General features: G+C 57.3%; 24 protein-coding genes. 11 read left to right on the top strand and 13 right to left on the bottom strand.

Going from position 1 to position 23,584, the window contains the following annotated elements; translation table 11 throughout:
* Positions 1-74: 74 nt before the first annotated feature.
* Positions 75-1,010: a LysR substrate-binding domain-containing protein gene (locus KW838_RS02275; protein WP_218500217.1), complete on the top strand. Its 936-nt coding sequence runs from the start codon at positions 75-77 to the stop codon at positions 1,008-1,010.
* 137 nt (positions 1,011-1,147) lie between these two features.
* Here the strand turns inward: KW838_RS02275 and KW838_RS02270 are convergent, their stop codons facing one another.
* Positions 1,148-2,059: a LysR family transcriptional regulator gene (locus KW838_RS02270; protein ID WP_218500216.1), complete on the bottom strand. Its 912-nt coding sequence runs from the start codon at positions 2,057-2,059 to the stop codon at positions 1,148-1,150.
* A gap of 129 nt (positions 2,060-2,188) precedes the next feature.
* On the opposite strand from KW838_RS02270, the gene KW838_RS02265 reads away from it, so the two are divergent.
* The 3 genes from KW838_RS02265 (at position 2,189) to KW838_RS02255 (ending at position 6,049) form a co-directional block, all read left to right on the top strand.
* The gene (locus tag KW838_RS02265) at positions 2,189-3,496 is read left to right on the top strand and encodes an MFS transporter (RefSeq protein WP_218500608.1); all 1,308 of its coding nucleotides are present in this window, start codon (positions 2,189-2,191) and stop codon (positions 3,494-3,496) included.
* 27 nt (positions 3,497-3,523) lie between these two features.
* Entirely contained in the window at positions 3,524-5,014 is a 1,491-nt protein-coding gene (locus KW838_RS02260) for a M81 family metallopeptidase (protein WP_218500215.1), read from the top strand.
* 228 nt (positions 5,015-5,242) lie between these two features.
* Entirely contained in the window at positions 5,243-6,049 is an 807-nt protein-coding gene (locus tag KW838_RS02255) for an NYN domain-containing protein (protein ID WP_218500214.1), read from the top strand.
* 216 nt (positions 6,050-6,265) lie between these two features.
* Here KW838_RS02255 and KW838_RS02250 read toward each other — a convergent pair whose 3' ends face one another.
* The gene (locus KW838_RS02250; RefSeq protein ID WP_146025387.1) at positions 6,266-6,673 is read right to left on the bottom strand and encodes a hypothetical protein; all 408 of its coding nucleotides are present in this window, start codon (positions 6,671-6,673) and stop codon (positions 6,266-6,268) included.
* Between the two features lie 71 nt (positions 6,674-6,744).
* Positions 6,745-7,086 carry a transcription initiation protein gene (locus KW838_RS02245; RefSeq protein WP_218500213.1) on the bottom strand — a complete coding sequence of 114 codons (342 nt, stop codon included), beginning with the start codon at positions 7,084-7,086 and terminating at the stop codon, positions 6,745-6,747.
* Positions 7,087-7,479: 393 nt separating this feature from the next.
* On the opposite strand from KW838_RS02245, the gene KW838_RS02240 reads away from it, so the two are divergent.
* Positions 7,480-7,815 (top strand): hypothetical protein, encoded by a 336-nt coding sequence (locus tag KW838_RS02240; RefSeq protein WP_256358694.1) that lies wholly within the window; start codon positions 7,480-7,482, stop codon positions 7,813-7,815.
* A 762-nt stretch (positions 7,816-8,577) separates the two neighbouring features.
* Here the strand turns inward: KW838_RS02240 and KW838_RS02235 are convergent.
* From KW838_RS02235 to KW838_RS02220, 4 genes are all read right to left on the bottom strand, one after another.
* The gene (locus tag KW838_RS02235; protein ID WP_102701116.1) at positions 8,578-9,381 is read right to left on the bottom strand and encodes a 2OG-Fe(II) oxygenase; all 804 of its coding nucleotides are present in this window, start codon (positions 9,379-9,381) and stop codon (positions 8,578-8,580) included.
* 62 nt (positions 9,382-9,443) lie between these two features.
* Positions 9,444-10,253, bottom strand: coding sequence for a glycosyltransferase family 2 protein (locus tag KW838_RS02230; protein WP_218500212.1), 810 nt, complete (start codon positions 10,251-10,253; stop codon positions 9,444-9,446).
* A gap of 336 nt (positions 10,254-10,589) precedes the next feature.
* Positions 10,590-11,168, bottom strand: coding sequence for an S-(hydroxymethyl)glutathione synthase (gene gfa, locus KW838_RS02225; RefSeq protein WP_218500211.1), 579 nt, complete (start codon positions 11,166-11,168; stop codon positions 10,590-10,592).
* A gap of 179 nt (positions 11,169-11,347) precedes the next feature.
* The gene (locus KW838_RS02220; RefSeq protein WP_218500210.1) at positions 11,348-12,298 is read right to left on the bottom strand and encodes a LysR substrate-binding domain-containing protein; all 951 of its coding nucleotides are present in this window, start codon (positions 12,296-12,298) and stop codon (positions 11,348-11,350) included.
* Positions 12,299-12,427: 129 nt separating this feature from the next.
* On the opposite strand from KW838_RS02220, the gene KW838_RS02215 reads away from it, so the two are divergent.
* The 6 genes from KW838_RS02215 (at position 12,428) to KW838_RS02190 (ending at position 17,974) form a co-directional block, all read left to right on the top strand.
* Positions 12,428-13,597, top strand: a complete 1,170-nt coding sequence (locus KW838_RS02215) for a M20 aminoacylase family protein (protein ID WP_218500209.1) — start codon at positions 12,428-12,430, stop codon at positions 13,595-13,597.
* A 58-nt stretch (positions 13,598-13,655) separates the two neighbouring features.
* On the top strand, positions 13,656-14,444 hold the full coding sequence (locus tag KW838_RS02210) for an ABC transporter substrate-binding protein (RefSeq protein WP_218500208.1): 789 nt from the start codon (positions 13,656-13,658) through the stop codon (positions 14,442-14,444).
* A 100-nt stretch (positions 14,445-14,544) separates the two neighbouring features.
* Positions 14,545-15,234, top strand: coding sequence for an ABC transporter permease (locus KW838_RS02205; RefSeq protein ID WP_102701110.1), 690 nt, complete (start codon positions 14,545-14,547; stop codon positions 15,232-15,234).
* Complete coding sequence (locus KW838_RS02200; RefSeq protein WP_007978207.1) at positions 15,231-15,944, top strand: ABC transporter permease; 714 nt, start codon at positions 15,231-15,233, stop codon at positions 15,942-15,944. Before KW838_RS02205 ends, KW838_RS02200 begins: the two co-directional genes overlap by 4 nt.
* A 20-nt stretch (positions 15,945-15,964) precedes the next feature.
* Positions 15,965-16,732 (top strand): ABC transporter ATP-binding protein, encoded by a 768-nt coding sequence (locus KW838_RS02195; RefSeq protein WP_102701109.1) that lies wholly within the window; start codon positions 15,965-15,967, stop codon positions 16,730-16,732.
* A 327-nt stretch (positions 16,733-17,059) separates the two neighbouring features.
* A complete protein-coding gene (locus tag KW838_RS02190; protein WP_218500207.1) occupies positions 17,060-17,974 on the top strand; it encodes a hypothetical protein in 915 nt (304 codons plus the stop codon).
* A 180-nt stretch (positions 17,975-18,154) separates the two neighbouring features.
* Here KW838_RS02190 and KW838_RS02185 read toward each other — a convergent pair whose 3' ends face one another.
* The 6 genes from KW838_RS02185 to KW838_RS02160 form a co-directional block, all read right to left on the bottom strand.
* Positions 18,155-19,063 (bottom strand): MurR/RpiR family transcriptional regulator, encoded by a 909-nt coding sequence (locus KW838_RS02185; RefSeq protein WP_218479781.1) that lies wholly within the window; start codon positions 19,061-19,063, stop codon positions 18,155-18,157.
* Positions 19,064-19,186: 123 nt separating this feature from the next.
* Positions 19,187-19,951 carry an ABC transporter ATP-binding protein gene (locus KW838_RS02180; protein WP_218500206.1) on the bottom strand — a complete coding sequence of 255 codons (765 nt, stop codon included), beginning with the start codon at positions 19,949-19,951 and terminating at the stop codon, positions 19,187-19,189.
* Between the two features lie 18 nt (positions 19,952-19,969).
* Entirely contained in the window at positions 19,970-21,082 is a 1,113-nt protein-coding gene (locus tag KW838_RS02175) for a succinylglutamate desuccinylase/aspartoacylase family protein (RefSeq protein ID WP_218500205.1), read from the bottom strand.
* A gap of 9 nt (positions 21,083-21,091) precedes the next feature.
* Positions 21,092-21,790, bottom strand: coding sequence for an ABC transporter permease (locus tag KW838_RS02170; RefSeq protein ID WP_218479778.1), 699 nt, complete (start codon positions 21,788-21,790; stop codon positions 21,092-21,094).
* Positions 21,791-21,802: 12 nt separating this feature from the next.
* A complete protein-coding gene (locus tag KW838_RS02165) occupies positions 21,803-22,492 on the bottom strand; it encodes an ABC transporter permease (RefSeq protein ID WP_007978261.1) in 690 nt (229 codons plus the stop codon).
* A gap of 96 nt (positions 22,493-22,588) precedes the next feature.
* Complete coding sequence (locus KW838_RS02160; protein ID WP_095966922.1) at positions 22,589-23,365, bottom strand: ABC transporter substrate-binding protein; 777 nt, start codon at positions 23,363-23,365, stop codon at positions 22,589-22,591.
* Positions 23,366-23,584 lie beyond the last annotated feature (219 nt).

The raw sequence follows: 23,584 nt of genomic DNA, 5'->3' as shown, positions 1-23,584 counted from the left end.
TGTTTAGCCGCATTCTAGCCATGGCAGGTAAGCGCCACCTGCGATATAAAGTTGGTCACCCATTCCCCAGGGGAATGTCTCGTAGCGCTCGTCAGTCCCGGAGAACCGCCATCAACCGTTATCTGCGTACCTTGCCCCCATTGGAGACCCTGATCACGTTCGAGGCCGTGGGACGACACGCCAGCTTCACGGGCGCCGCCGGCGAGCTGTTTCTGACTCAGAGCGCCGTGAGCAAACAGATGCGCCAGCTTGAGGACTGCATGGGCGTCCCGCTCTTCGAGCGCAAACCACGAGGGGTCAAGTTGACCAGCGCAGGGGATGAACTGCTGATGACGGTCAACGTACTCCTGACCACGATGTACCAAAGCGTCACGCGAATTCGCAACGTTCATCAGTCCAACGCCGTCTCGGTGCTGGCGACCCATGCCCTGGCCCAATTCTGGCTGTTCCCGAAGCTGATCGAATTCAACAAGGCGTACCCGGACATCGCCGTGCACGTTCACGCGATCAATGAATTCGATGAGGCCAGCCTCAATGATTTCGACGTGGGCGTACTCTATGGTTCCGGCCAATGGCCGTCGCTGGACAGCGATTTCCTGCTGCCGGAAATCGTCTACGCCGTGGCTCATCCTTCACTGGATGTCTCGGGGGTCGAGACACTGGAACAATTGGCGCAAGCCAACCTGGTGCAAATCGACACCTGCGCCTGGCAGTGTCTGGACTGGCATCAATGGTTCGGTCACTTTGGTATCGACTTCGTCGCGCGGGACAAGGCCCCGGTCTTCAACCAGCTGACGTTGGCGTATCGGGCCGTTCAACAAGGCATGGGCATCGGCCTGGCCTGGTCGTTCATGGCGGATGAGGCGCTGGCCAAGGGAGAGTTGCAGCGGGTGACGCCTTTCGAATGCGTGACGGGCAATGGCGAATTCCTGGTGTCGCTCAAGCATCGCAAGCGTTCTGCCTCTGCCGAGATATTTCGCCAGTGGCTCCTGGGGGCGATGGGGGACTGAGGACCTAGGCAGTTTGTCTAATGAGTCGATCTCCGTATAGGATCATAAATTGATCCGCTCGTTGGATAGCAACATCCATAATTTAATTTGAGATGTCTGTCATTGTAAAAAGTCATTGATTGAAGTCATTAACTATTTTATTGGTTAAATATAAATATACGCTCTTCGATCCACTTGAGAAGTTCCTCGGCGCCAACAGATTGCGGCTTCCTGAGTTTTACCAAGAGTCGAGCATGGATATTCTGGAACAGTGGGTGATCGATTGACCGAGTCACCAGATCTCCGCTGGCCATATCGTTAAAGGCAGAGAATTCGCTCATCATCGTGACCGCATCTCCGTTCATCACGTAGCGTCGCAGGGCGGTGAGGGAGTTCGTGACCAAGGCCGGCCGAATGGACAGGTTTTCCGTATGTGCAACGAGCTGGATAATTTGCCCCAACCCGTATTGAAGCGGCATGACTGCCAATGGGTAGCGCATTATCTCTTCGAAGTTCAAAGGCTCACTGAGGCGCGTAAGCGGATGGCCTGCGCGCATGAGTAATCGAACAGGTTGCAGCGATGAGGCGCGGTAGGTGACTTCAGGATGTGCCGGTGGATTGTACGCCAAGCCAATATGGGCGGCGCTCTGGGCAACTTCCTCCAAAACGCTGTTGACAGGAAGCACATCCAGACTGATACGAATGCCAGGATAGGTGCCCGTGAAATCGCGCAAGACATTATCGATCAGCAAGTCGATGAAGCCCTCGCTGGTGACTATGCGGATGTCACCTTCCCTTAACCCTTTCAGTCCTCGCAGGCGGTCTTCAAGATGCTCTTGTTGGGCCTGGCATCCACGCCAGAATTCCAGCAGAAGGTGGGCTGCCTCGGTCGGCGCTACACCACGTGCCTGCCGTTCAAACAACAGGGCTCCTACTTCCTCTTCCAGTAGTTGAATTTGCCGGGTGATGACCGAAGGTGCGGTGTTCAGATTCTCGGCGGCCCCGCGAATTGAGCCGCTGGTAAGCACCTCATAAAAATAGCGCATTCGGCGTTGATTCAGGTCTCTCACAAAAAATCCTGCCCTTGCATGGCTCTGTTGCTCTCAGGGCAACGATACCATCAAGAAGTTGCTCTTGCTTGCCTGACCATTGCACCTGAATATCGGTCAAACAATAAAACGCCTATAGCGGAGGGCAATATGCACAGGTGCATCAATCCATCGAGCGAACTTACGGCCATCTATCGAAAGATAGACTGGCGGTTATTACCCTTTTTGCTCCTGTGTTACGTGGTGGCGTATCTGGACCGGGTAAATGTGGGATTTGCCAAACTTCAGATGCAAAGCGATTTGAACTTGTCCGATGCTGCTTATGGGCTTGGAGCCGGAATCTTTTTTGTCGGCTACGCCCTGTTCGAGACGCCTAGCAATTTGCTCTTGCCCAGGATCGGAGCGCGTAAGACGCTCAGTCGGGTGATGATTTTGTGGGGTATTACCTCCGCTTGCATGCTGTTCGTCGAAAGCGAGCGATCATTTTACCTACTGCGCTTGCTCCTCGGGATTTTTGAGGCGGGCTTCGCTCCAGGCATGATTTTTTACCTTACCTACTGGTACGGACGCGAACGATTGGGCCGAGTGATGGCAATCGTCATGCTTGCGGGCCCGCTGGGTGGAATGTTCGGGGCACCTTTGTCCGCATGGCTGATGACAACCTTCGCAGGAGTCCACGGTCTGGCCGGATGGCAGTGGATGTTTTTCCTGGAGGCCATGCCGGCCGTGCTGTTAGGTGTCATAGCGCTAAAAGTCCTGAGTGATAAGCCCGCCGTCGCGCCGTGGTTGAGTGCTCGGGAAAAACAGGTACTGCAAGCGCATATCGGTGAGGGTCAAGGAAAGCACCATTCGTTTGCACAGGTATTGAAAGATCCCCGTGTTTATCTGATGGCCGCTGGCTACTTCTGCTTGATCTGCGGCATCTACTCAATGAGCTTTTGGCTGCCATCGATTCTCAAGGACGCGGGAGTCCAGGGCGTCATGCAGATTGGCTTGTATTCAGCGATTCCCTACATCGGTGCGATGGCCGGGATGCTGATCTTCAGTCGTACGTCGGATCGGTTCTATGAGCGGCGTTGGCACACGGCGGTGCCGGCCCTGATAGGGGCGATCGGCTTGGCTGGATCAGTGGTTTACAAAGATCACCTGGGGTTGGCACTCGCGTTTCTGACCCTTGCCACGAGCATGATGTGGGTTGCGTATACGGTGTTCTGGGCAATCCCTTCGCAACATCTCAAAGGCGATGCCGCTGCGGGAGGAATCGCAGTAATCAATACCATCGGACTGACGGGTGGGTTCATCAGCCCCACCTTGATCGGTTACGCCAAAACCGCTACTGACAATTCTGATTCAGGGCTTCTGATCATGGCCGTCATTCTTGTGATAGGAGCTTTGATCCTTGCCGCCAACAGACCGCAACCTGCTCAGCAAAGTACCCACACAACGCAGCCCATCTAAAAACCTCTACGAGACGTCTTTACTGCCATGACCTACCGAATTCTGATCGCTGGATTTCAACATGAGACGAACACGTTCGCGCCCTCCAAGGCTGAATACGAAAATTTCGTCAGAGGCGAGGGCTTTCCTCAGATGGTAAGAGGCTCTGATTTGTTGGAGCTGCGCAATGTCAATATTCCGCTCGGAGGGTTTCTAATCGAAGCCGACCGGTTGGGTTATGAAGTCGTGCCGGTGATCTGGGCCGGGGCCAGCCCCTCCGCGCATGTCACTGAAGAAACATACGAACGCATTACCAAAGAAATAATAAATGCCGCTGCCAGTGAAGCCATCGACGGTCTCTATCTGGACCTGCATGGCGCGATGGTTGCCGAGCATACGGACGACGGCGAGGGAACGCTTCTGGCTCGTCTACGAGCGGTCGTTGGCGAGGACATTCCGATAGTCGCGTCGCTGGATTTACACGCCAATGTTACAGAGTCGATGCTCAAACATGCCGATGCGATGGTTGCATTTCGCACGTATCCCCACGTGGACATGGCAGATACTGGCGCACGAGCGGCGAGATTGCTTGATTTGCGGCTGCGCTCCGGAAAGCTGCATTGCGAAAGCCTGCGCCTGCCTTTCCTGATTCCGATAAATGGGATGTGCACGCTCCTGGATCCAGCACGAAGCTTCTACGAGCAGTTGGAGCACCTTGAGTCCGACGGCGTTTCATTGTCATTTACCCCGGGCTTTCCAGCCGCTGATTTCGAGGAATGTGGGCCAGTCATCTGGGGCTATGGCATAGACAGGCAAGTGCTGAAGGAGGCTGTCTCAATCCTTTATGAAAAGGTAGTGGGCGAAGAAGATCAGTGGGAGGTGCCTTTCCTGCTCCCGGACGAAGCAGTGCTGCGGGCCATGGCATTGGCAGAAAACGCGCAACGCCCGATCGTCATTGCAGATACCCAGGACAACCCGGGAGCGGGCGGGGATTCGAACACAACGGGAATGCTCAAGGCCCTGATAAAGCACGGAGCTACCAACGCCGCAGTCGGATTGATTTGCGATCCAGCCGCAGTTCATTCCGCCATTGCGGCCGGGATCGGCGGCTTCGTCGAAATATCACTAGGGGGACAGTCGGGCGCACCAGGCGATAGCCCCTTGCAGGGGCGCTTTGAAGTGATGCATCTGTCCGATGGTCGTTGTCGTTTTGCAGGCCCCATGATGAATGGCATGGAGGTTGATGTGGGGCCAGTTGCCTGCTTGAAAATCGGCGGCGTGAAGGTGGCCGTCAGCTCTGGAAAATGCCAGATGCTGGACAGAAACTTGTATCGGCTAGCCGGTATACAACCTGAGCAAATGAGTGTTCTGGTTAACAAAAGCTCCGTTCATTTCCGTGCTGATTTCGCGCCGATTGCCGAGCAGATACTCGTTGCCAAGGCACCAGGCCCCATGACGGCGGATCCCGCGGACATTCCATGGAAAAGGCTTCGTGCGGGCATCAGACTGAAGCCCAACGGACCTTCATTCCGTATTTGAAGACAGTACATGCCACCTGTTTGGCGCCGGTGTCGGTTGTTGAACGACCGATAGCAGCCTCTGACCATAAGCTGCTATCGGTCGATTGAATTGGCTGATCGGTTCCGCTTTGTGTATCACCGCAAACCCGGAGCCGTTGGCAAAATACGCTCCCTGGCACGAGGCGGTGATCCCTTTGTTCATCCATGATTTAACGGTATGTTGGAGTCCTCAACTCAAGGACGCCCCATGGCTATCCACCAACCCACCTCCACGCAAAAACACTTGGCAGTGTTAATCGACGCCGACAATGCCCCCGCAGCAATTGTCGAAGGTTTATTCGAAGAAATCGCCAAGTACGGTGTCGCCAACGTCAAACGGATCTATGGCGACTGGACTGGCCCTCAGTTAGGTGGATGGAAAAAGGTGCTACTGGACCATTCGATTCAGCCTATCCAACAGTTCGCGTATACCAAAGGTAAGAACGCAACAGACAGTGCCTTGATCATCGACGCAATGGACCTGCTATACACCCGGCGCTTCGACGGTTTCTGTCTGGTTTCGAGCGACAGTGATTTCACCCGCCTCGCTTCGCGGTTACGAGAAGAAGGTTTGACGGTCTACGGGTTTGGTGAAGAAAAAACCCCGAGACCGTTCGTGTCGGCCTGCGACAAGTTCATCTATACCGAATTGCTGCGCGGTGAAGTGCTTGTTGCTGCAAGCAATGGACATGATCGACCCGAGCCCGAGCCACCCGCCGAAATCGAGGCCGTCATAGTCGCCAGTACACCCGAGGTAAAAAAGCTACCCAAGGCACCAGTAAGTTTCATCGCAAAGATCTTGGATGACATTGCCGACGAGGACGGCTGGGCTCACTTGGGGGCGCTGGGCACCAACATCAGTAAATTGCGACCTGAGTTCGACCCTCGCACCCATGGTTATAAAAAGCTCAGTGAGTTGATCAAGGGGTATCCGGATACGTTTGAACTGCAAGCTAGAGGAACGTCGGGAGTGGGTGGTTCAATACTCTATGCCCGGCACCGACAACCGAGCTGATAGTACCCGTCACCAATGACGGCTCTTGGCCGAATGCTGCCTGTTGTGAAAAGGGTGATTGACTGTGGATTTAACCGATCGCAAGTGACGCAAGAATTCCTCGAAGACGCATTCCAGGCACCGTCCGGGAAGGGTAGGTCCAATGCCTTGCCTCAGAGAAGAGGACCGGCATTGGTCTCGCTGTCGGCGAGCCCCTGAAGCGCTCGCCTGCAGTCCTTAAAATAGCCGGGTGATTTCATTCAAGATCCGATCCTGGGTTTGAGTACTTGGCCTTTGGCGATAAGCTACTGCGAGAAAAGCAACGCCTTCGTAGTCGCAGCGAATCGAAAAAGTCATGCCTTCACGCAACCCGTAGACTGATCTTTCTCCTGCTTCAACAAAATATCTCGCTTTTGTAAGAGCCGCTCTGGCGCGCTGCAGGCAACCCGTTTGGCTAAGTGAGTGTTGTATCCAACTCGTTGTGATTCGCACAGACGACGTCTCGCTGTCATCGACAGGTGGTCGAGTAATTTCTTTAGTCGCTGCAGTCATGTTCTCGTCGCTGGTGCAAGCGGTCAGCCCCATTGAGATAACACCCAGTAAAAAACCAAGACGAACACTTGAATGCTTGAGTGGATTTCGCATGGTGAGGCGTACCTGTGATGATCTGCAATGAATGAAGTGTCAGGCCTCACTTGCCGGTATCAGTGCTGCCCTCAGGACTGCGGGTCGAACCCGAAGACGCGCACTTCCTGGTCGCAGCGACAGGCCTTGGCGATGCGCGCCGCCCACGCTATGGCCTCATCGCGCGAAGGCAGTTCCAGCACGGTGAAGCCGCCGTCGAGCGTGGGCGCCCAAGGATAGCCGCCCATTGCAACCGCGCCGTCGGCAGAGACGAGTATGGGCGGTACGTCGTTGTCGATTCCGCCGCCGAACACGTAGACACCGGCGGTTTTCGCCTCATCAATCACAGCGTGTGAGTCGCGACGCACCGCTCCCCATTCGCCATCGGGCACCACCATCGCCGCGCTTGGAAAAGAGATCAGGTATTTGGCCACGGTGCTTCTTCCGGGAATTGATGGTGGTCGTGATGCCTGTGGGCGGCATGCACCGTCCAATGGGCTCGCTGGCTGCTCGGGCAAACGTTTAAAGGCTAGCGCATTGGGCCGCCGCAAGGCTGCCGCTCGTCGGCGACAGCGCCTGGCCGATTTCTGCCCCGCGTGACAGGCAGAAATCGGCCAAAAAGCATTTATCAGTATGGGATTTTGTTTAGCGGTACTTGCCGGGAGCGATCCAGGCTGGCGTGACATCGCGAACCCGGAAGATTTTGCAGTACAAAACAGCGACGGTGTCTCTCGCCCCCAAACCCAATGATAGAATCTCGTTTTGAAAAAGGAGTTTCATCTGTGGAGGCTGGAAAAAAGAGTTGCCCCTATTGCGCGGAAGTCATCATGGCTGAAGCCATTTTATGTAAACACTGCCAATCCGACCTCAGGCAAAAAGTACGAATCCCGCCCGGGTGGCCAATACCGTCAGAAAAGAAAATTGGCCGGGTCGGCATGATCATCGTTGGAATCACTGTCGCAATCACCTTGTACCTGGCGGTCGGCTTTTATGTCAGTAGCACATCGCAAGACAAGGAAAGCATGCAGGCCCGTGATGCCGCCGAACAATGCCGCGAGGAAGTAGACAGCTACTCCGGCCCGGCAATCGGAAAAAGCATCATCGCAGAGGTGTGTCGAAAGCTGGAGGACGATTTCCGCAAGGGTTTGAGCCAGGTGCCATAAAAAAGGGATTTCACGGAATCCCGGGGGAAAACAGATCATGTAGGAGCTGCCGAAGGCTGCGATCTTTTGATCTTGATCTTCAGCAATCTCCAGATCGCAAAATCAAAATCAAAAGATCGCAGCCTTCGGCAGCTCCTACAGGGGAACACGCACGCCTCAGAACCAGGTCGGCCGGTAGGCCGCCTGGCTTTGGCTGTTGATCTGGTTCTGGCATGGATGGCGGCGTTCCTACGAAAAACCTGAGAGCACCGCGGTGTCAGGCTCCCCGCATCATCGTTGACCTCCATCGCGAGCAAGCTCGCTCCTACAGGCCGGGCGGCGTTCCGTTCTTCCAAGTTACCCGCTGTAAAAGCGGAACCATAGGCGGCCGTTACCGCAGAAATGGATATGTACACCACTAACAAAATCCGCCAGCCCGCCATTGAGCGGGCTTTTTTGCCTTTGTCATCTGGCTGGCTGAATCAGACCAAGCCGACAAACGACAGGATAAACAGGATGATCACGACGGCGCCAACGAGGTAGATAATATTGTTCATGACTTCACCGCTTCATTTGGGTTGAGGGAAGAAACCGGGGTGTCTAAACAGCTGACACCCTCGTTCGCGTTTCCGTTCCGTTACCCTTGCAGCAGGAGCGATCCAGAGGTTTTCGGCTTGCCGGCGCGCGACCGTGCAAAAAATGCTGATGCCAGGCGGACCTGGTCGCGACCGGGCACCGAGCTAAAGCCTGAAAAGCACGAACTCAATCGTCTGGCGGTATGGCTCAGTTTTTCTTCTTGATTAATTTGTTCATGTAGTACTTGAGGCTGAAACGATCTTTGGGTCTTGGTTTGTAGTGGGTTTTGTTTCTTTGCGCGGGATCGATCGCCAAGGTGCCGGCGGTATAGTAATAAAGCGCTATAGACCGGCGAGTAATGTGCTCTGGGGTCGTCAAAGGCTCCGGGTGCCCATGATTGCTGTCTTTGTCTGTATTGAAAACGACGCAGCGGTTGTAAATGGGCAAGACCTTTTTAAGACAGGTTTTCATGTTGACATCCCAAAGTTCCAGGTTGCCTCCATACTCGTCTTTCCAGTCTTCGTTCAGATAAATAATAATGTTCAGTCTGCGCTCGACGTTAAGCTTTTTGTTGAGCCTGAAGTCCGAGTGCACCCCCAGGAAACCCCCGCTTTTCGTTTCATGCAGGCCGCCACCGGTGAAGTAGGGGTCAGGTATCAAGCCTTCGATGCCGGTCAACTTCTCAAGAAACTGCAACATGGGGGCCGAGTTGAAAGCATTGAAAACAGTCTTTAAAAACGGAGAACATTCGTTTGGACTGATTTGACGTTTGCGTTGCCCTTTGTAGCCGCGCTCGTAGAGCATTTCGTTGTTGGTTGGCTCGACCGGGAAATGCGAGCAAATGCTTGCAATCAGGTCTTCGTGCAGGAAGTTGTCGATGACGATGTGCGGAAATGGCGTAGCCTGCACATATTGGCCAGTCAATGACTCACCAAAGGCGCTGGCGTCGTTCTGGTCGAAATCAAGCTCCGGTGAGAGGGTGATGGGTAGTGCCTGAGTGATGACTGCCATTATTGCTCCGATAACTTGATATAACGACCTGCGGGTGACTGGCTCATGCGTGTCGGCGCAGCTTAGGCCTTGCCGTCACCCTTGTTCAGGCGCTTGAGTATATTATTGTACATTTTGGTTCGTCTATGAGTCTTTCCATAGCCGCCAGTCGCTGCAACAGTCCCCGCCTGGATATGATCAAGGTAGCTGAAAATTTTACGTGGCGATAAAGTTTCAACGACATAACCAAGTTCGGTCATCTGGTCTTGAAGGGTATATCCAGGAACGCGATCATCCATCGAAAAATGCATGCCGTGCTGCTTGACGAGTTTGCAGTTCCACAATGTAAAGAAGCTCTTCAAGTAGACTTCCTTGTAGGGCTTTGGTTCTCTGGAACGTAATCCCATGGAAATTTTAAGGCGTCTGTAATGGTGTTTGAACAGTCGCGAACTAAAGCGCCAGGCAGTTCTCACGGTGCCACGATTCAATTGCTCTACACACCCGACGGCTACGACTTTTTTATTATTGATGCACTTGTTCAGTATCATCGGAAAAATATTTTTATCGAAAACAAACGTATCGGTATGCATCAGGAGCAAATAATCGGTTTCAACCCGCTCCAAAACCATGTCGAGTGCCTTGCCGTGCGCGATATGGCCTGCTTCCGGTTCGGAAATGGATCGTTCGATTAAATTGATCCAGTCAAGTGTTCGCAAGTATTGAGTACTTTCATCGGCCGAGTAGTTGTCAACCACCCAGATTGGGACGTTCTTGTCGCCCACGTGCTGGTGCAATAACTCCAAGCATATCTTGGTGATTTCCGGTGTTTTGTAATTCACGATGACGATGCTGAAATTATTGGGGAAATCAGTCGGAGGGCTAGTACTGTTCATTGTTCAGGTGCTCAATGATATTATATTTTTATGTGGGGGCGATTGAGTCCGTGTCCGGTTTCGCGTATTTGCCCGCGCAAGGTTTTTCTGCCTAAGAGCTTGATCTTCAGTCGCTTTGTCATGCACTAAATTTACATGGCTTACTCGCGCCTGATGGAGAACAGTGAATGCGGGCCTCATCGTATAAGGATCCTGTCTATAGGTAAATATCCACGAAATAGTTCGTTACATCGGACGGCGGGTCAGATGAGTCCGCCCGGGGTGCTGTGGGGCTGGATTCAATCTCAAGGTAAATCGGAGCCGCGGTCCGGAAAAGAAACCGCGGCGACCGATCAATCAGGCGGCAGGGAGCAGGCCTTTCTGTTTGGCGACATGGGTCGCCAGGGCGTCCATCAAGTCCGGGGACAGGCAGTCGTAGGGTTCCAGGCCGATCGAGCGCAAGCGCTCGCGGATAGCCTTCATTTGCGCTGGCGGTGTGCCGGTTTCGATGATGGAGGACACGAACGCCGCGAATCCCGGCGCTGCCCATCCGCTCTGTGGCGAAAGCTCGGTGTGGACGAAGTCCAGGCCATAAAACGCATGGTCCTTGTTCTCGATGCGCCCGAAGAGATGGGCGTGACACTGCTTGCAGGCGTGGCGCTGGATGGCGGCGGATTCGTCGACAATCGCCAGTTTTTCGCCGTGGGCAATGACGCTGACCTTATCTCGAGGCACCACGGCGATGACGGCGAATATCGCGTTTTGTGGTTTCCAGCATTTGCTGCAGCCGCACGCGTGGTTATGCAGGGTTTGCGCGTCGATCCTGACTTCGACCTTGTCGGTCGCACACAGGCATTGCAGGGTGCCACCGGTGAAATTCGCGGCGGCGGGTTGGATGCCATTGTCCAGTGCGGGGTGAAGTTGCAAGGTGCTCATGCTGGCGTCTCCGTTTCAGGGGGCAGGCAAAGGTGCCTGGGGCCGCGCCCCAGACCGTTGGATCAGCGGATTTTGAAAAGGACACAGTGCATAAACGAGAGACCTCCTTCGGTGCGACCGGTGGGTTACCCAGATCAAGAATAGTCTGCGATGACGCCTTGAGCGCGGCCAGGGTTACCTCACCGCAGCCGCAAGGTTTCAAACAGCGCGCGATCCTCTTTTTTTGCCGAGCGCGCATGGCGCCGAATGACCTGCAACAGGCATTCGGTGAAGCAGACTGCCGGGTTGCTCAGTGCGCCATTGCGGCGTGTCACGATGCTCAGCTGCCGGGGCTCGAACTGCTCGGTCAGCCCCAGGGATACCACACGCCCCAGGAATGGCGGGGCGGTGCTCACGATGGAAGGCCCCCAGGTGCACATGTCGGCCCGCTCGACCATCATCTGCAAAATGGCCAGTGAATGAGCACGCAGGATTCGATTCTCGTCAATCTGCGCGCCGTGTTTCCAGAACAGTTCCTGCATCAGCCCATCGTGCCCGTCGGGCGCGTAGTTCAGGGTCCAGTTTTCTTCCAGTAGCTCGTGGATCGATCGCGCATGCTGTCGGGCGTGACCCTCGCGGACCAGCACCGAGGTCTGGTAATCGAGCAAGGTTTCGCTGGCGAACTCCTGGGTCGACTGGGTGGGATGGAGTTGGCCAATCGCGAAGTCCATGCTGCCGTCGCGCAACAGCGGTTGGGCAACGGCCATCAGGCTTTCGTACAGCTCCAGTCTGATTTGTGGCATCCGCTCGCGAAATACCGACACGACTTCGGGCAGGAAGGTCAGGGCGACCCATGGGGTGATCCCGACGCAGAGCTGGCCCTGGGCCTTCCCGCGCATGTGATCCAGCTCGGTCTGTGCGTGCTCCAGTTGTTTGATCACCAGCCTGGCGTGAGTCAGCAGCACTTTGCCGTATTCGGTGAAGTTCAGACCGCTGGCGGTTCGGGTAAACAGCGGTAGCTGCTGGCTGGTTTCCAGCTCGCGCAGCGCTTTGGTCACCGCGGCCTGGGAAATCTCCAGCGACCGAGCGGCCGCGCGGATGCTGCCGGTTTCGGCGCTGGCAATCAGCGCCTGTAATTGATGCAGTTTCATCTGCTCACCCTGGTGACAACTCATGGTTGTCATCATAACCAAACTGCGGCTCCCCAGCCCAGCGCCAGTTCCCTAAGATCGAGCCCAACAGCGCTTTCGCTGCCGCACAGCCCTCGAAGGAGAACACTGATGAATGCCGGTTTGGTCCTGCCTGGTATTGCCGCGATGCAAGATGAAATGATCGCGATACGTCGCAGCATTCACGCGCACCCTGAACTGGGTTTTGAAGAATTCGCTACCAGTGAGCGGGTTGCAGCGTGTCTGACTCAGTGGGGCTTCGAGGTCAGCACCGGGGTGGGCAAGACCGGGGTCGTTGCCACCCTGAAGAATGGCGAGGGGCGGTCCATTGGCTTGCGCGCCGACATGGATGCGTTGCCGATCCAGGAAACCTCCGGTTTGCCTTATGCCAGCCGGATAGACGGTGTCATGCATGCCTGCGGTCATGACGGTCATACCGCTATCCTGTTGGCGGCGGGTCAGTATCTGGCCCGGACACGGGCATTCAACGGCACTGTGCACCTGATTTTCCAACCGGCGGAAGAGGGGCTGGGCGGTGCCAGGAAAATGCTGGAGGACGGGCTGCTCGAACGGTTTCCGTGTGACGCGATCTTCGCCATGCATAACGTGCCGGGTTATCCCGTCGGGCATTTGGGTTTTTACAGCGGACCGTTCATGGCGTCTGCCGACACGGTGAACATCAAGATCATCGGCAACGGCGGCCATGGCGCGGTGCCGCACAAAGCCGTCGACCCGGTGGTCGTCGGCGCCTCGATCGTGATGGCCCTGCAAAGCATCGTCTCGCGCAACGTCAACCCGCAGGAGATGGCAATTATCACCGTGGGCTCCCTGCAGGCCGGGAGCGCCTCGAATGTCATCCCGTCCAGCGCCGACTTGAGCCTGAGCGTACGCGCCCTGACCCCCGAGGTTCGCCGGTTGCTGGAGGTCAGGATCACCGAATTGGTCAAGGGCCAGGCCGAGAGTTTCGGCGCCCGGGTCCACATCGATTACCAGCATTGCCATCCGGTGCTGATCAACGATCCCGAACAGACGGCATTTGCCCATGAAGTCGCCCGCGAGTGGCTGGGAGATGAACACCTGATCGATGACTTGCGGCCATTCACCGCCAGCGAGGACTTTGCCTTTGTCCTGGAAAAGTGCCCCGGCAGCTATCTGGTGATCGGCAACGGCGAGGGCGAAGGCGGGTGCCTGCTGCACAACCCCGGCTATGACTTCAATGACGGCTGCCTGCCGGTAGGCGCGAGCTATTGGGTCAAGTTGGTCGAACGTTTTCTGAGTTGAGACGGCGCAGCTCCACCCGTTGTGCCGGTAAAAAATCTACGGTCTGAGAGGAATAAAAATGAACAAGATGATTGCAGCCGTTTCCCTGGTGTTCCTGACGGCCTCGAGCCTGGCGGGGGCGGCCGACTGGTCCGGCAAAGTGTTGAAGTTGGGAGTGGACCCGACGTACCCACCGCTGGAGTACAAGAACCAGGATGGCACGCTGACGGGCTTCGGGGTCGATATCGCCGAAGCGTTGTGCGCCGAACTGAAAGCCCGCTGCGTCTGGGTGGAAAGCAGTTGGGACGGGATGATCCCGGCACTGCTGGCGCGCAAGTTCGATGCGGTGGCGTCTTCGATGACCATCACCCCCAAACGCCTTGAGCAGATTGCGTTTACCGACAAGGTGTCCAATGCACCGGCACGCCTGGTGGCCAAGCGTGGATCGGGATTGCAGCCGACCCTCGAATCGCTCAAGGGCAAGCGCATTGGTGTGGAGCAGGGCTCGACCCAGGAGTCCTATGCCAAAGCGGTTTGGGGGGCCAAGGGCGTGGACATTCTGTCCTATCAGAATCAGGACCAGGTGTACGCCGACCTGGTCGTGGGGCGACTTGACGCCTCGTTGCAGGGTGCCATTCAAGCCAGTCACGGCTTCCTGAAAACAGCGGCGGGTCAGGACTATGAATTTGCCGGTGCCACCCTGGAGGACCCGGGCTTCTTCGGCGTCGGCGATGGCCTTGGTCTGCGCAAGGAAGATGTCGCGTTGCGCGAAGACTTGAACAAAGCCCTGGCCACCATTCTCGCCAACGGTACTTACGCGCGGATCAACGACAAGTACTTCGATTTCGATGTCTACGGCGCCCGGTAACGGCGCCCGGTAACCCGTCGTCGTGACCTTGAGCAGGGCGCTCGCTCGAGCGCTCTATTGCCCCCCTTCACCTCACCCTAACAAGAACAAGGAGAGTGAGATGCTTCTGGAAGGTTTTGGCCCGCAGATTCTGCTGGGCACCCTGGCTACCGTCAAACTGGCGCTTTGTTCATTGCTGATCGCCGTCCTGGCCGGGCTGATCGGCGCCAGTTCCAAGTTATCGTCCAATCGATTGTTGCGAGCACTGGCCGCAGGGTATACGACGGTGATCCGCAGCATGCCGGACCTGGTGATCATGTTGCTGCTGTTCTTCAGCCTGCAGATGTTGCTCAACCGGATGACCGACTGGCTGGGCATCACCCAGATCGACATCGACCCCTTTCTAGCCGGTGTCGTGACGCTGGCGTTCATTTACGGGGCCTACTTTACCGAGACGTTTCGCGGCGCCTTCCAGGCCGTCCCGGCGGGGCAGATCGAAGCGGCGAGGGCTTACGGCATGACCCGTGGGGAAACCTTTCGCAAGGTCCTCTTTCCACAAATGCTGCGCCACGCCTTGCCGGGCATCGGCAACAACTGGCAGGTGCTGATCAAGTCGACGGCCCTGGTGTCGATCATCGGCCTGACCGATGTGGTCAAGGCCACGCAGGATGCGGGCAAAGGCTCGATGCAGTTCTTTTACTTCACCCTGGTCGGCGGCCTGATTTACCTCGCCATTACCACGGTCTCCAATGGCGTGTTGCTGTGGCTTGAGCGCCGCTACTCGGTCGGCGTCAGGAAGGCTGCGCTATGACCGCGATTCTCGAAAACTACTGGCAGGCTTACCTGTGGAGTGACGGGCCGCACTTTTCCGGGCTGGTGGTCACCTTGTGGCTGCTGATTCTGGCAGTGGCGATGGGCTTTTTGCTGGCGGTGCCGTTGTCGATGGCCCGCGTCAGCCGCAACCCGCTGCTGCGCCTGCCGGTCTGGTGTTACACCTACGTGTTTCGTGGCACTCCGTTGTACATCCAGCTGCTGTTCTTCTACACCGGGGTGTACAGCCTGCATGTGGTGCGGTCCCAGGACTTTCTCAACGCGTTTTTCCGTGACGGCTTCAACTGCACGGTGCTGGCGTTCGGGCTCAATACCTGCGCCTACATGACCGAGATTTTTGCTGGCGCTATCAGGGCGACCGCCCATGGTGAAGTCGAGGCCGCCAGTGCCTACGGAATGAGCCGGTTCACGCTTTATCGGCGAATTATCCTGCCGTCGGCGTTGCGCCGCGCGCTGCCGTTTTTCAGCAATGAAGTGATCCTGATGCTGCACTCCACTTCCGTGGCCTTTACCGCCACCGTGCCCGATTTGCTGAAGATCGCCCGGGATGTCAACTCGGCGACCTATGCATCCTTCACTGCCTTTGGCATTGCCGGCGTGTTGTACGCCGCCTGTGCTTTTTTCCTGATCTGGCTGTTTCGACGTGGCGAACTGCATTGGCTGGCCTACCTCAAACCGCGCACGCACTGACCCCTATCGGACTTGCTCGAATGTATAAATTGATCGTTGAAGATATCCATAAAAACTACGGCAACCATGAAGTGTTGAAAGGGGTTTCGCTCAAGGCCAGGGCGGGTGATGTGATCAGCATCATCGGCTCCTCCGGGTCCGGGAAAAGTACCTTCCTGCGTTGTATCAACCACCTCGAACAACCGTCGGCCGGGCGCATTGTCGTCAATGACGAAGAATTGCTCACCCGCAGAAACCCGAGGGGCGAGTTGTGTGTGGTTGACCCCGGGCAGCTGCGGAGCCTGCGCAGCCGGTTGTCGATGGTGTTCCAGCACTTCAATTTGTGGAGCCACATGACCGTGCTGGAAAACATCATCGAGTGCCCGATGAGCGTGCTCGGTATCAGTCGGGCCCAGGCACTGGAGCGGGCGCGTCATTACCTTGCCAAGGTGGGGCTGCCACAAAAGGTCGAGGCCCAGTACCCGGTGCACTTGTCCGGCGGCCAGCAACAACGGGTGGCCATTGCCCGTGCGCTGGCGATGGAACCCGAAGTGATGCTGTTCGACGAACCGACCTCGGCCCTTGACCCTGAACTGGTGGGTGAGGTGCTCAAGGTCATGCAGCAACTGGCCGAAGAGGGCAGGACGATGGTGGTCGTCACTCACGAAATGGCGTTTGCCAGGCAGGTGTCGAACCACGTCATGTTTCTGCATCAGGGGCGGGTGGAGGAGTCGGGAGCGCCAGGCACACTGCTGGAACAGCCGCAAAGCGAGCGGTTGCAGCAGTTCCTGGCCGGGAGTCTCAAGTAGCTGCCCGTTAATCTGCGAAAGAAAGGCACCGGCGTTCAATGGCGGGTGCCCAGGGGAGACAGACTTCACAAGGGGGATTTCTGACTGAAGTGCCGTGAGAGTATTTCGACTTTCCAGGCGTGAAGGATAATTTCGAGTACTAACGTCAGCACAGCAACCGACCGGCTGCTTTTGGCCGTTTTCTGCCTGTCGCGAGAGGCAGAAAATGACCCATAAGGGACGCTCGGACCTGTCTATGAAACGAGGGGTTTCTATGAAGAAATACAATTCCGCTGCAGGTATTCTATGGCTTGAATTATTCCTGCCGGACGCAGAGGGACGCAGACCATGGGACGCCCGGAACGAACACGGTTCCAGCTCAGGAAAATCGGATTTTCTGAGGCCAACGCCATCTTCATAGTGGATTGCCTGGGTGAGGGGGACTTACAGACGGGCCGCAGTCGGCTGCAGGGAATGCACGACCTACTGCTTGAAATGGACCCGGACAAGTACGACTACTTTCGCGATTTCGCCCGTCATTTCGAAGCATCAAACGCTCAGCAATTCGATGAGAGTCTTGGAGAGATTGTCCGGCTTTGCCGCATTGGTATCCGGCCTATCCTGTTCATAGATGGGCATGGACATCCGGAAAAAGGTCTTCGCCTCCCTTCGGGAGATCATGTGTCATGGCTGGACCTGCTTTGCTATTGCCGGAAGATTATTCAAACGTCAGCCGGTGAGTTGACCGTGATAGTTGCCGCTTGCCATTCCATGAAGGCCATCAAGCATCTAGGTGAGGAAGACCGCCTACCGTTTGCCTTCTACTACGGCTACCCATCAACTGTTTCGGCCGGTGCCATTGCCGATGATACAAAGGTGATCTACCAAAGCCTGCTGCGCGATGGCGGGGAAACGGCAATGAAGGCAGATTTAAGGCTGCAGATATTCTCGGAATACGAACACGTCGAGACGCATCTAGCAACAGCTCTATTGATGGCGAGTGAGCCAAGCATCCTAGCTGGCCTGATGCCTGGGCTATCGAGGAGCAATGTTTCCCGCATGTTCGAACAAACAGCTCTCAGTCAGGGGCTGCGGTTGGCGGGGAAAAGAAAGGCGTTGAACTCAATCCTGAATTCTGGTCATCTCGCGGTCGAATTGGTGAGTAAACGAATGCATGACACCCGCAGGCTACAAATGATTATCGAGGACATCCACCGGTTTATTGCCGGTGGTGCCGATATTCAGTCAACGTCAACAGACTGAGGAAAGCGACATAGAATTGATACGCACGTTGCTACATCTTGAATCGCCCCTAGTTTTGTAGACGTTGAGCGACTGCTCCTGGCCGTTTTCTGCCCGTCGCAAGAGGCAGAAAACGACTGGGGGATTCAACCCATGGCTGTCAGTGACGGTACGGGTCTGCAAGGCAAATCCACAACGCAATCACTTCTTCGCAGGTTTACCGCTGGCTGGAATGTGCAAGTACGACATCACGCTTTCAGTCAGTTCGGTGGCCAGTTTGACCGCTTCCTTATTGCGCGCCATCACGCCGGCGACCAGGCCTTCGATCAGGGCCAGCACGGCGATGTTGGAGCTGGTCAGCACCGGGTGGTCGCAAGGGGCAAACAGCGTGTGCTCGGCAATGCCGGTGAGCGGCGAGGCCGGTGAGTCGGTGATTGCCAGCACGGATGCGCCGCGTTCATTGGCGAAGCGTGCCAGTTGCAGGGTGTCGAGGGAGTAGCGGGGCAGGGAGATTGCCAGCAACACGTCCTGATCGGTAATCGCGGCCAGGCGGTACGCGGCGTTTTCGTTGCCACCCTCCATGCTGATGGCCGTGGCGTCGGCACAGAAGGGCATCAGGGTCGACGCGGCGAGGCCGGCGAAGTAGACACTGTTGCCGAACCCCAGGATGTAGATTTTGCGTGCCGTGGTCAGGCGAGTGACGAAGGCTTCAAAGGTGTCGGCGTGGTTGTTGGTCACCGCCGTGGCCAGGTTGCTGCTGGCGCTCTGCAGTTGTTCATGCAGGCCAAACGCGCCGCCCGGGCGATGGGCCAGTTCGTTGCGCAGTTTGTCCACCGGCGAGACCATCTGCTGCAAGGTTGCGACCAGTTCGGCCTTCATGCCGCTGTAGCCACCGAGGTCCAGCGCTTTGGCCAGGCGGTTGACGGCGGCGGGTGAGGTCAGTGTTTCGTGAGCCATCTCCTCGATGGTCAGCGTCGCGGCCTTGAGCGGGTGACGCAGGATGAAGTCCGCCACCTTGCGCAGTGACGGTGGCAGTTCGGAAACGATTTCCGTCAGTTTGCGCATGACCGGCGCGGCATAGACGGTGGTGTCTTTCGATGGGGTTGGCATATCCGGCTCAACGTTTCCTGAAGGTGAGAGAAGGGCTGTGCCTGATGCCCTGACAAGGTTGGCCGGAGTGTATCCCAAGCCTGCCTGGTCAGGGCAGCGCCGAGCAGTGGGCGGGTGGCGGTCTTACTTCAGGCTCCCGGCCAGAAACTGCCGCAGGCGTTCGGACTGCGGGTTGACCAGCACCTCACGCGGGTCGCCGCGCTCTTCGACAACGCCCTTGTGCAGGAACACCAGTTGGTTGGAAACCTCGCGGGCAAAGCCCATTTCGTGGGTCACCACCACCATGGTGCGGCCTTCCTGTGCCAGGTCCTGCATGACTTTGAGCACTTCGCCGACCAGTTCGGGGTCGAGGGCCGACGTCGGCTCATCGAACAGCATCACCTGCGGTTCCATCGCCAGTGCACGGGCAATCGCCACGCGCTGCTGCTCGCCACCGGACATGTGCGCCGGCCAGGCGTGCATGCGGTGCGCCACACCGACTTTGTCCAGGTAGTGCTCGGCCTTTTCCCGTGCCTCTTTCTTGCTTTGGCCCAGCACATGCACCGGGGCTTCCATGACGTTTTCCAGAGCGCTCATGTGCGACCAGAGGTTGAAGTGTTGAAACACCATCGACAGTTGCGAACGCATGCGCTGCAACTGCCTGGGTTCGGCCGCTTTCAGCCCGCCAAGTTTGTTGGTCACCAGCTTGAGCGGTTCGCCATTGAGTACGATGTTGCCTGCATTGGGTTGCTCCAGCAGGTTGATGCAGCGCAGGAAGGTACTCTTGCCGGAGCCGCTGGAGCCGATGATGCTGATTACGTCGCCGGCCTGCGCTTGCAGGGACACGCCCTTGAGTACCTGGTGGGCGCCGTAGCTTTTGTGCAGGTCCTGAACTTCAAGTTTGTACATGGTTTGAACTCTCTGGAATCAGTCGCTGAGCAAGCGACCCTGGCGAATGGGGGCGATGCCTGCCACTTTGGCCAGCCACAATCCAGGCTGGGCAAAACGCAGGCGTTCGCGGGCATAGAGAATGCCGTCGGTGCTGGCGCGCACCACGCTATGGCGGTCGGTCAGCGGGTCGATGACCTCGAACAGCGGATCGCCGACCTTGACCTGCGCGCCCAGCGGTTGCAGAAAACTCACCACACCGGGATGGGGCGCACAGGCGTACTGGGCGCCGGCGAATGGCATGGCCTGGCAACGGCTCGGCGGTGCCGCTGGCCAGTCACCGCTGATCAGGCCCTGTTCGGCGAGATAGCCGAGAATGGCCTGGGCACTGTCGACGCATTGCTCGCGCCCGGTGTCGGCCATGCCGCGCAGTTCGATGGTGGTGGCCGCGCATGCCAGGGGAATATTGGCTTCGGGAAACCGCTCGGCCAGGCGCAGCCAGGCAATGGCGCAGGCTTCGTCGAAGGCGCTGCCGCCGGCATCTTCGGCCAGCAACGTGACCTCCGCACCGAGGCGTGCGGCCAGGGACTGCAAGCGTGGCCAGTGTTGCGGCATCGCGTACAGCAACATGATCGATTCGAAGTCGCAGTGCAGGTCCAGCACCACATCGGCGTCACAGGCATGCTGCAGCAACAGGCGGCGCAGGCCGTCGAGTTCCGAGGCCGCTGCCGGCAGGGCGGCGAGGGCATCGCCCATGGCGCGGCGGATCAGGGCGATGTTGGCGTCGGCATCGTCTGTCAATTTGCCTTCCAGCAGCGGTGCAACGGCATCGACCAATTCCGGGAAGTCGCGATTGAAGTTCTTGCCGCTGGAGAATTCAAAACGCCCCTGATGGGTGGCCTGGAACATCTGGGCGATACCGATCGGGTTGGCCATGGGCACCAACTCGATCACCCCGGTCAGGCGGCCTTGGGTTTCCAGTTCCAGCAGACGGCGCTTGAGTTCGACGGCGACGCGCATCCCCGGCAACTCGTCGGCATGCAATGACGCCTGGATGTAGGCCTTGCGTGTTCCACTGCCAAAGCGGAACAGCGACAGCGTGCGTTCGGTGCCCGAGGCACTCCACGGCAACAGGTATTGAATGTGCTCCATGTCAGCTCCTTAGTGCTTGCGCGGTGCCTGGTACGCCAGCCAGCGGCGCTCGGCCAGCTTGAACAGACGCACCAGAATGAAGGTCAGGGCGAGGTAGATGAGGCCGGCGGTGATAAACGCCTCGAACGGCAGATAGAACCGTGAGCTGACAGTCCGCGCGGCCCCGGTGATGTCGACGAGGGTGACGATGGAGGCCAGGCTGGTGGTTTGCAGCATCATCAGCACTTCGTTGCTGTACTGCGGCAATGCCCGGCGCAAGGCCGACGGCATGAGAATGCGACGGTACAGGGTCAGGCGGGACATGCCCATGGCCCTGGCGGCTTCGATCTCGCCATGGTTGGTGGATTTCAGGCTGCCGGCCAGCAGCTCTGCGCTGTAGGCGCTGGTGTTGATCGCGAAGGCCAGGCAGGCGCAAAAGGTGGCGCTGGAGAGGTAGGGCCAGAGCACGCTTTGGCGCACCGCTTCGAACTGCGCCAGGCCGTAATAGATCAGGAACAACTGCACCAGCATCGGCGTGCCGCGAATCACGTAGGTATAGAGCCAGGCCGGGAAGTTGATCAGCGGCGATCGCGAGACCCGCATCAGCGCCAGCGGAATCGCCAATACCAGGCCCAGGGCCAGGGAAATCAGCAGGACTTTGAGGGTCAACACGGCGCCGTTGAAGTACAGCGGCAGGTTTTCCCAGATCAGGTTGTAGTCGAGAATCATGGGTGGCTCCCCTCACAATTCGGCGGCTTTGATGCCGACCGAATAGTGTTTTTCCAGATAGCGCAGCACCAGCAAGGACAGGCTGGTGAGCATCAGGTACAGCGCCGCCACCGCGAGGAAGAACGTGAAGGGCTCGTGTGTGGCATCTGCGGCGTTCTTGGCTTTGAACATCATGTCCTGCAAGCCGATCACCGAGATCAGCGCGGTGGATTTGGTCAGTACCAACCAGTTGTTGGTGAACCCGGGAATGGCGAAACGAATCATCTGCGGTACCAGGATTCGCCAGAACACCTGCGCACCGCCCATGCCATAGGCCACGCCGGCCTCGGCCTGGCCTTTGGGGATCGCCATGAAGGCGCCGCGAAAGGTTTCCGAGAGGTAGGCGCCAAAAATGAAGCCCATGGTGCAGACGCCGGCGATGTAGGGGTTGATGTCGATATAGCGGGTGTAACCGAGCGCCAGGGCGAGGCGGTTCACCAGGTCCTGGCCGCCGTAGAAGATCAGCAGGATCAGCACCAGGTCTGGAATGCCGCGAATCAGGGTGGTGTAGCTTTCCCCGAGCAGGGCCAGCCATTTGAGCGGCGAGAGGCGAAAGGCCGCACCGATCAGGCCCAGGGCAATTGCCAGGGACATGGAGGTCAAGGCCAGGTTGATGGTCAGCCAGGCGCCATCGAGAATGCTCGATCCGTAGCCGTGGAGCATGATGAAGTTCCTCAAGCGAGCGCCGCGAGGCGCGCAGGACAAGCCCCGGCAGACGCCTGCAGGGGCCGGCGCCGGGGTCAGGTTTCAGGGGCTGGCTTACTCGCCGTAGATATCGAACGCGAAGTACCTGGCCATCACTTGCTGGTACTTGCCATTGGCGCGAATGGCGTCGATCGCGGCACTCAGGCGCGCAACGTTGGCACTGTCGCCTTTGCGCACGGCGATCCCGGCGCCCCGGCCAAAATATTTCGGGTCGTTGATGTCGGGCCCGGTCAATGCGAAACCCTGGCCTGCCGGTGTCTTGATGAAACTCTCATCGGTGTTGACGATGTCGGCGAGGGTGGCGTCCAGACGACCCGAGGCGAGGTCGAGGAAGGCTTCATTCTGCGAGGAGTAGCGCACCACGACGACGCCGGCTTTTTCCAGTTGCTCGGTGGCAAAGCGATCGTAGGTCGAGGAGCGTTGCACGCCGAGTTTCTTGCCCTTGAGGTCGACCAGAGGGTCATTGATCACGTTGCCGGCCTTCATCGCGAACTTGCCCGGCGTGTGGTAGTACTTTTTGCTGAAGTCCACGGATTTCATCCGGTCTTCGGTGATGGACATCGACGACAGCACGGCATCGATCTTGCGCACTTTGAGCGACGGGATCATGCCGTCGAACTCCTGAATGACCCACTCGCACTTGACCTTCATTTCTTCGCACAAGGCGTTGCCGATGTCGTAGTCGAACCCGCTGACGTTGCCCTCCGGTGTCTTGAAGGAGAAGGGCGGGTAGGCGGCTTCGATACCGATACGCAGGCTGTCTTCGTCGGCATGTGCCAGAAAGCTGAAAGCGCATAGCGCCAGAGCACCTAGAAGTTCTGTCTTGTTCATATTGTTGACTCCCTGGAGGGCATTGGGGGAACGGGTGCCCGCCATCCGGGTTGGCGCGGTGGATCAATCCTGTGATCGGCGAGGCTATAAATGACACAATAAAAATCCATATGCAAGGCAACTGAAAAAAATCATATCAGTCCCGGGCGTGACAACGTGCACCTGTGCCCGATCGCTCCAGGCACTGGTGAGCGTTTCTGCGGGGTTTCGCAATGATTT

Source organism: Pseudomonas sp. PDM27, assembly GCF_019219205.1.
GTDB classification, from domain to species: Bacteria; Pseudomonadota; Gammaproteobacteria; order Pseudomonadales; family Pseudomonadaceae; genus Aquipseudomonas; species Aquipseudomonas laurylsulfatiphila.
Note: the sequence above shows the minus strand (reverse complement) of the source record. Positions and strands in the feature narration are given on the sequence as shown.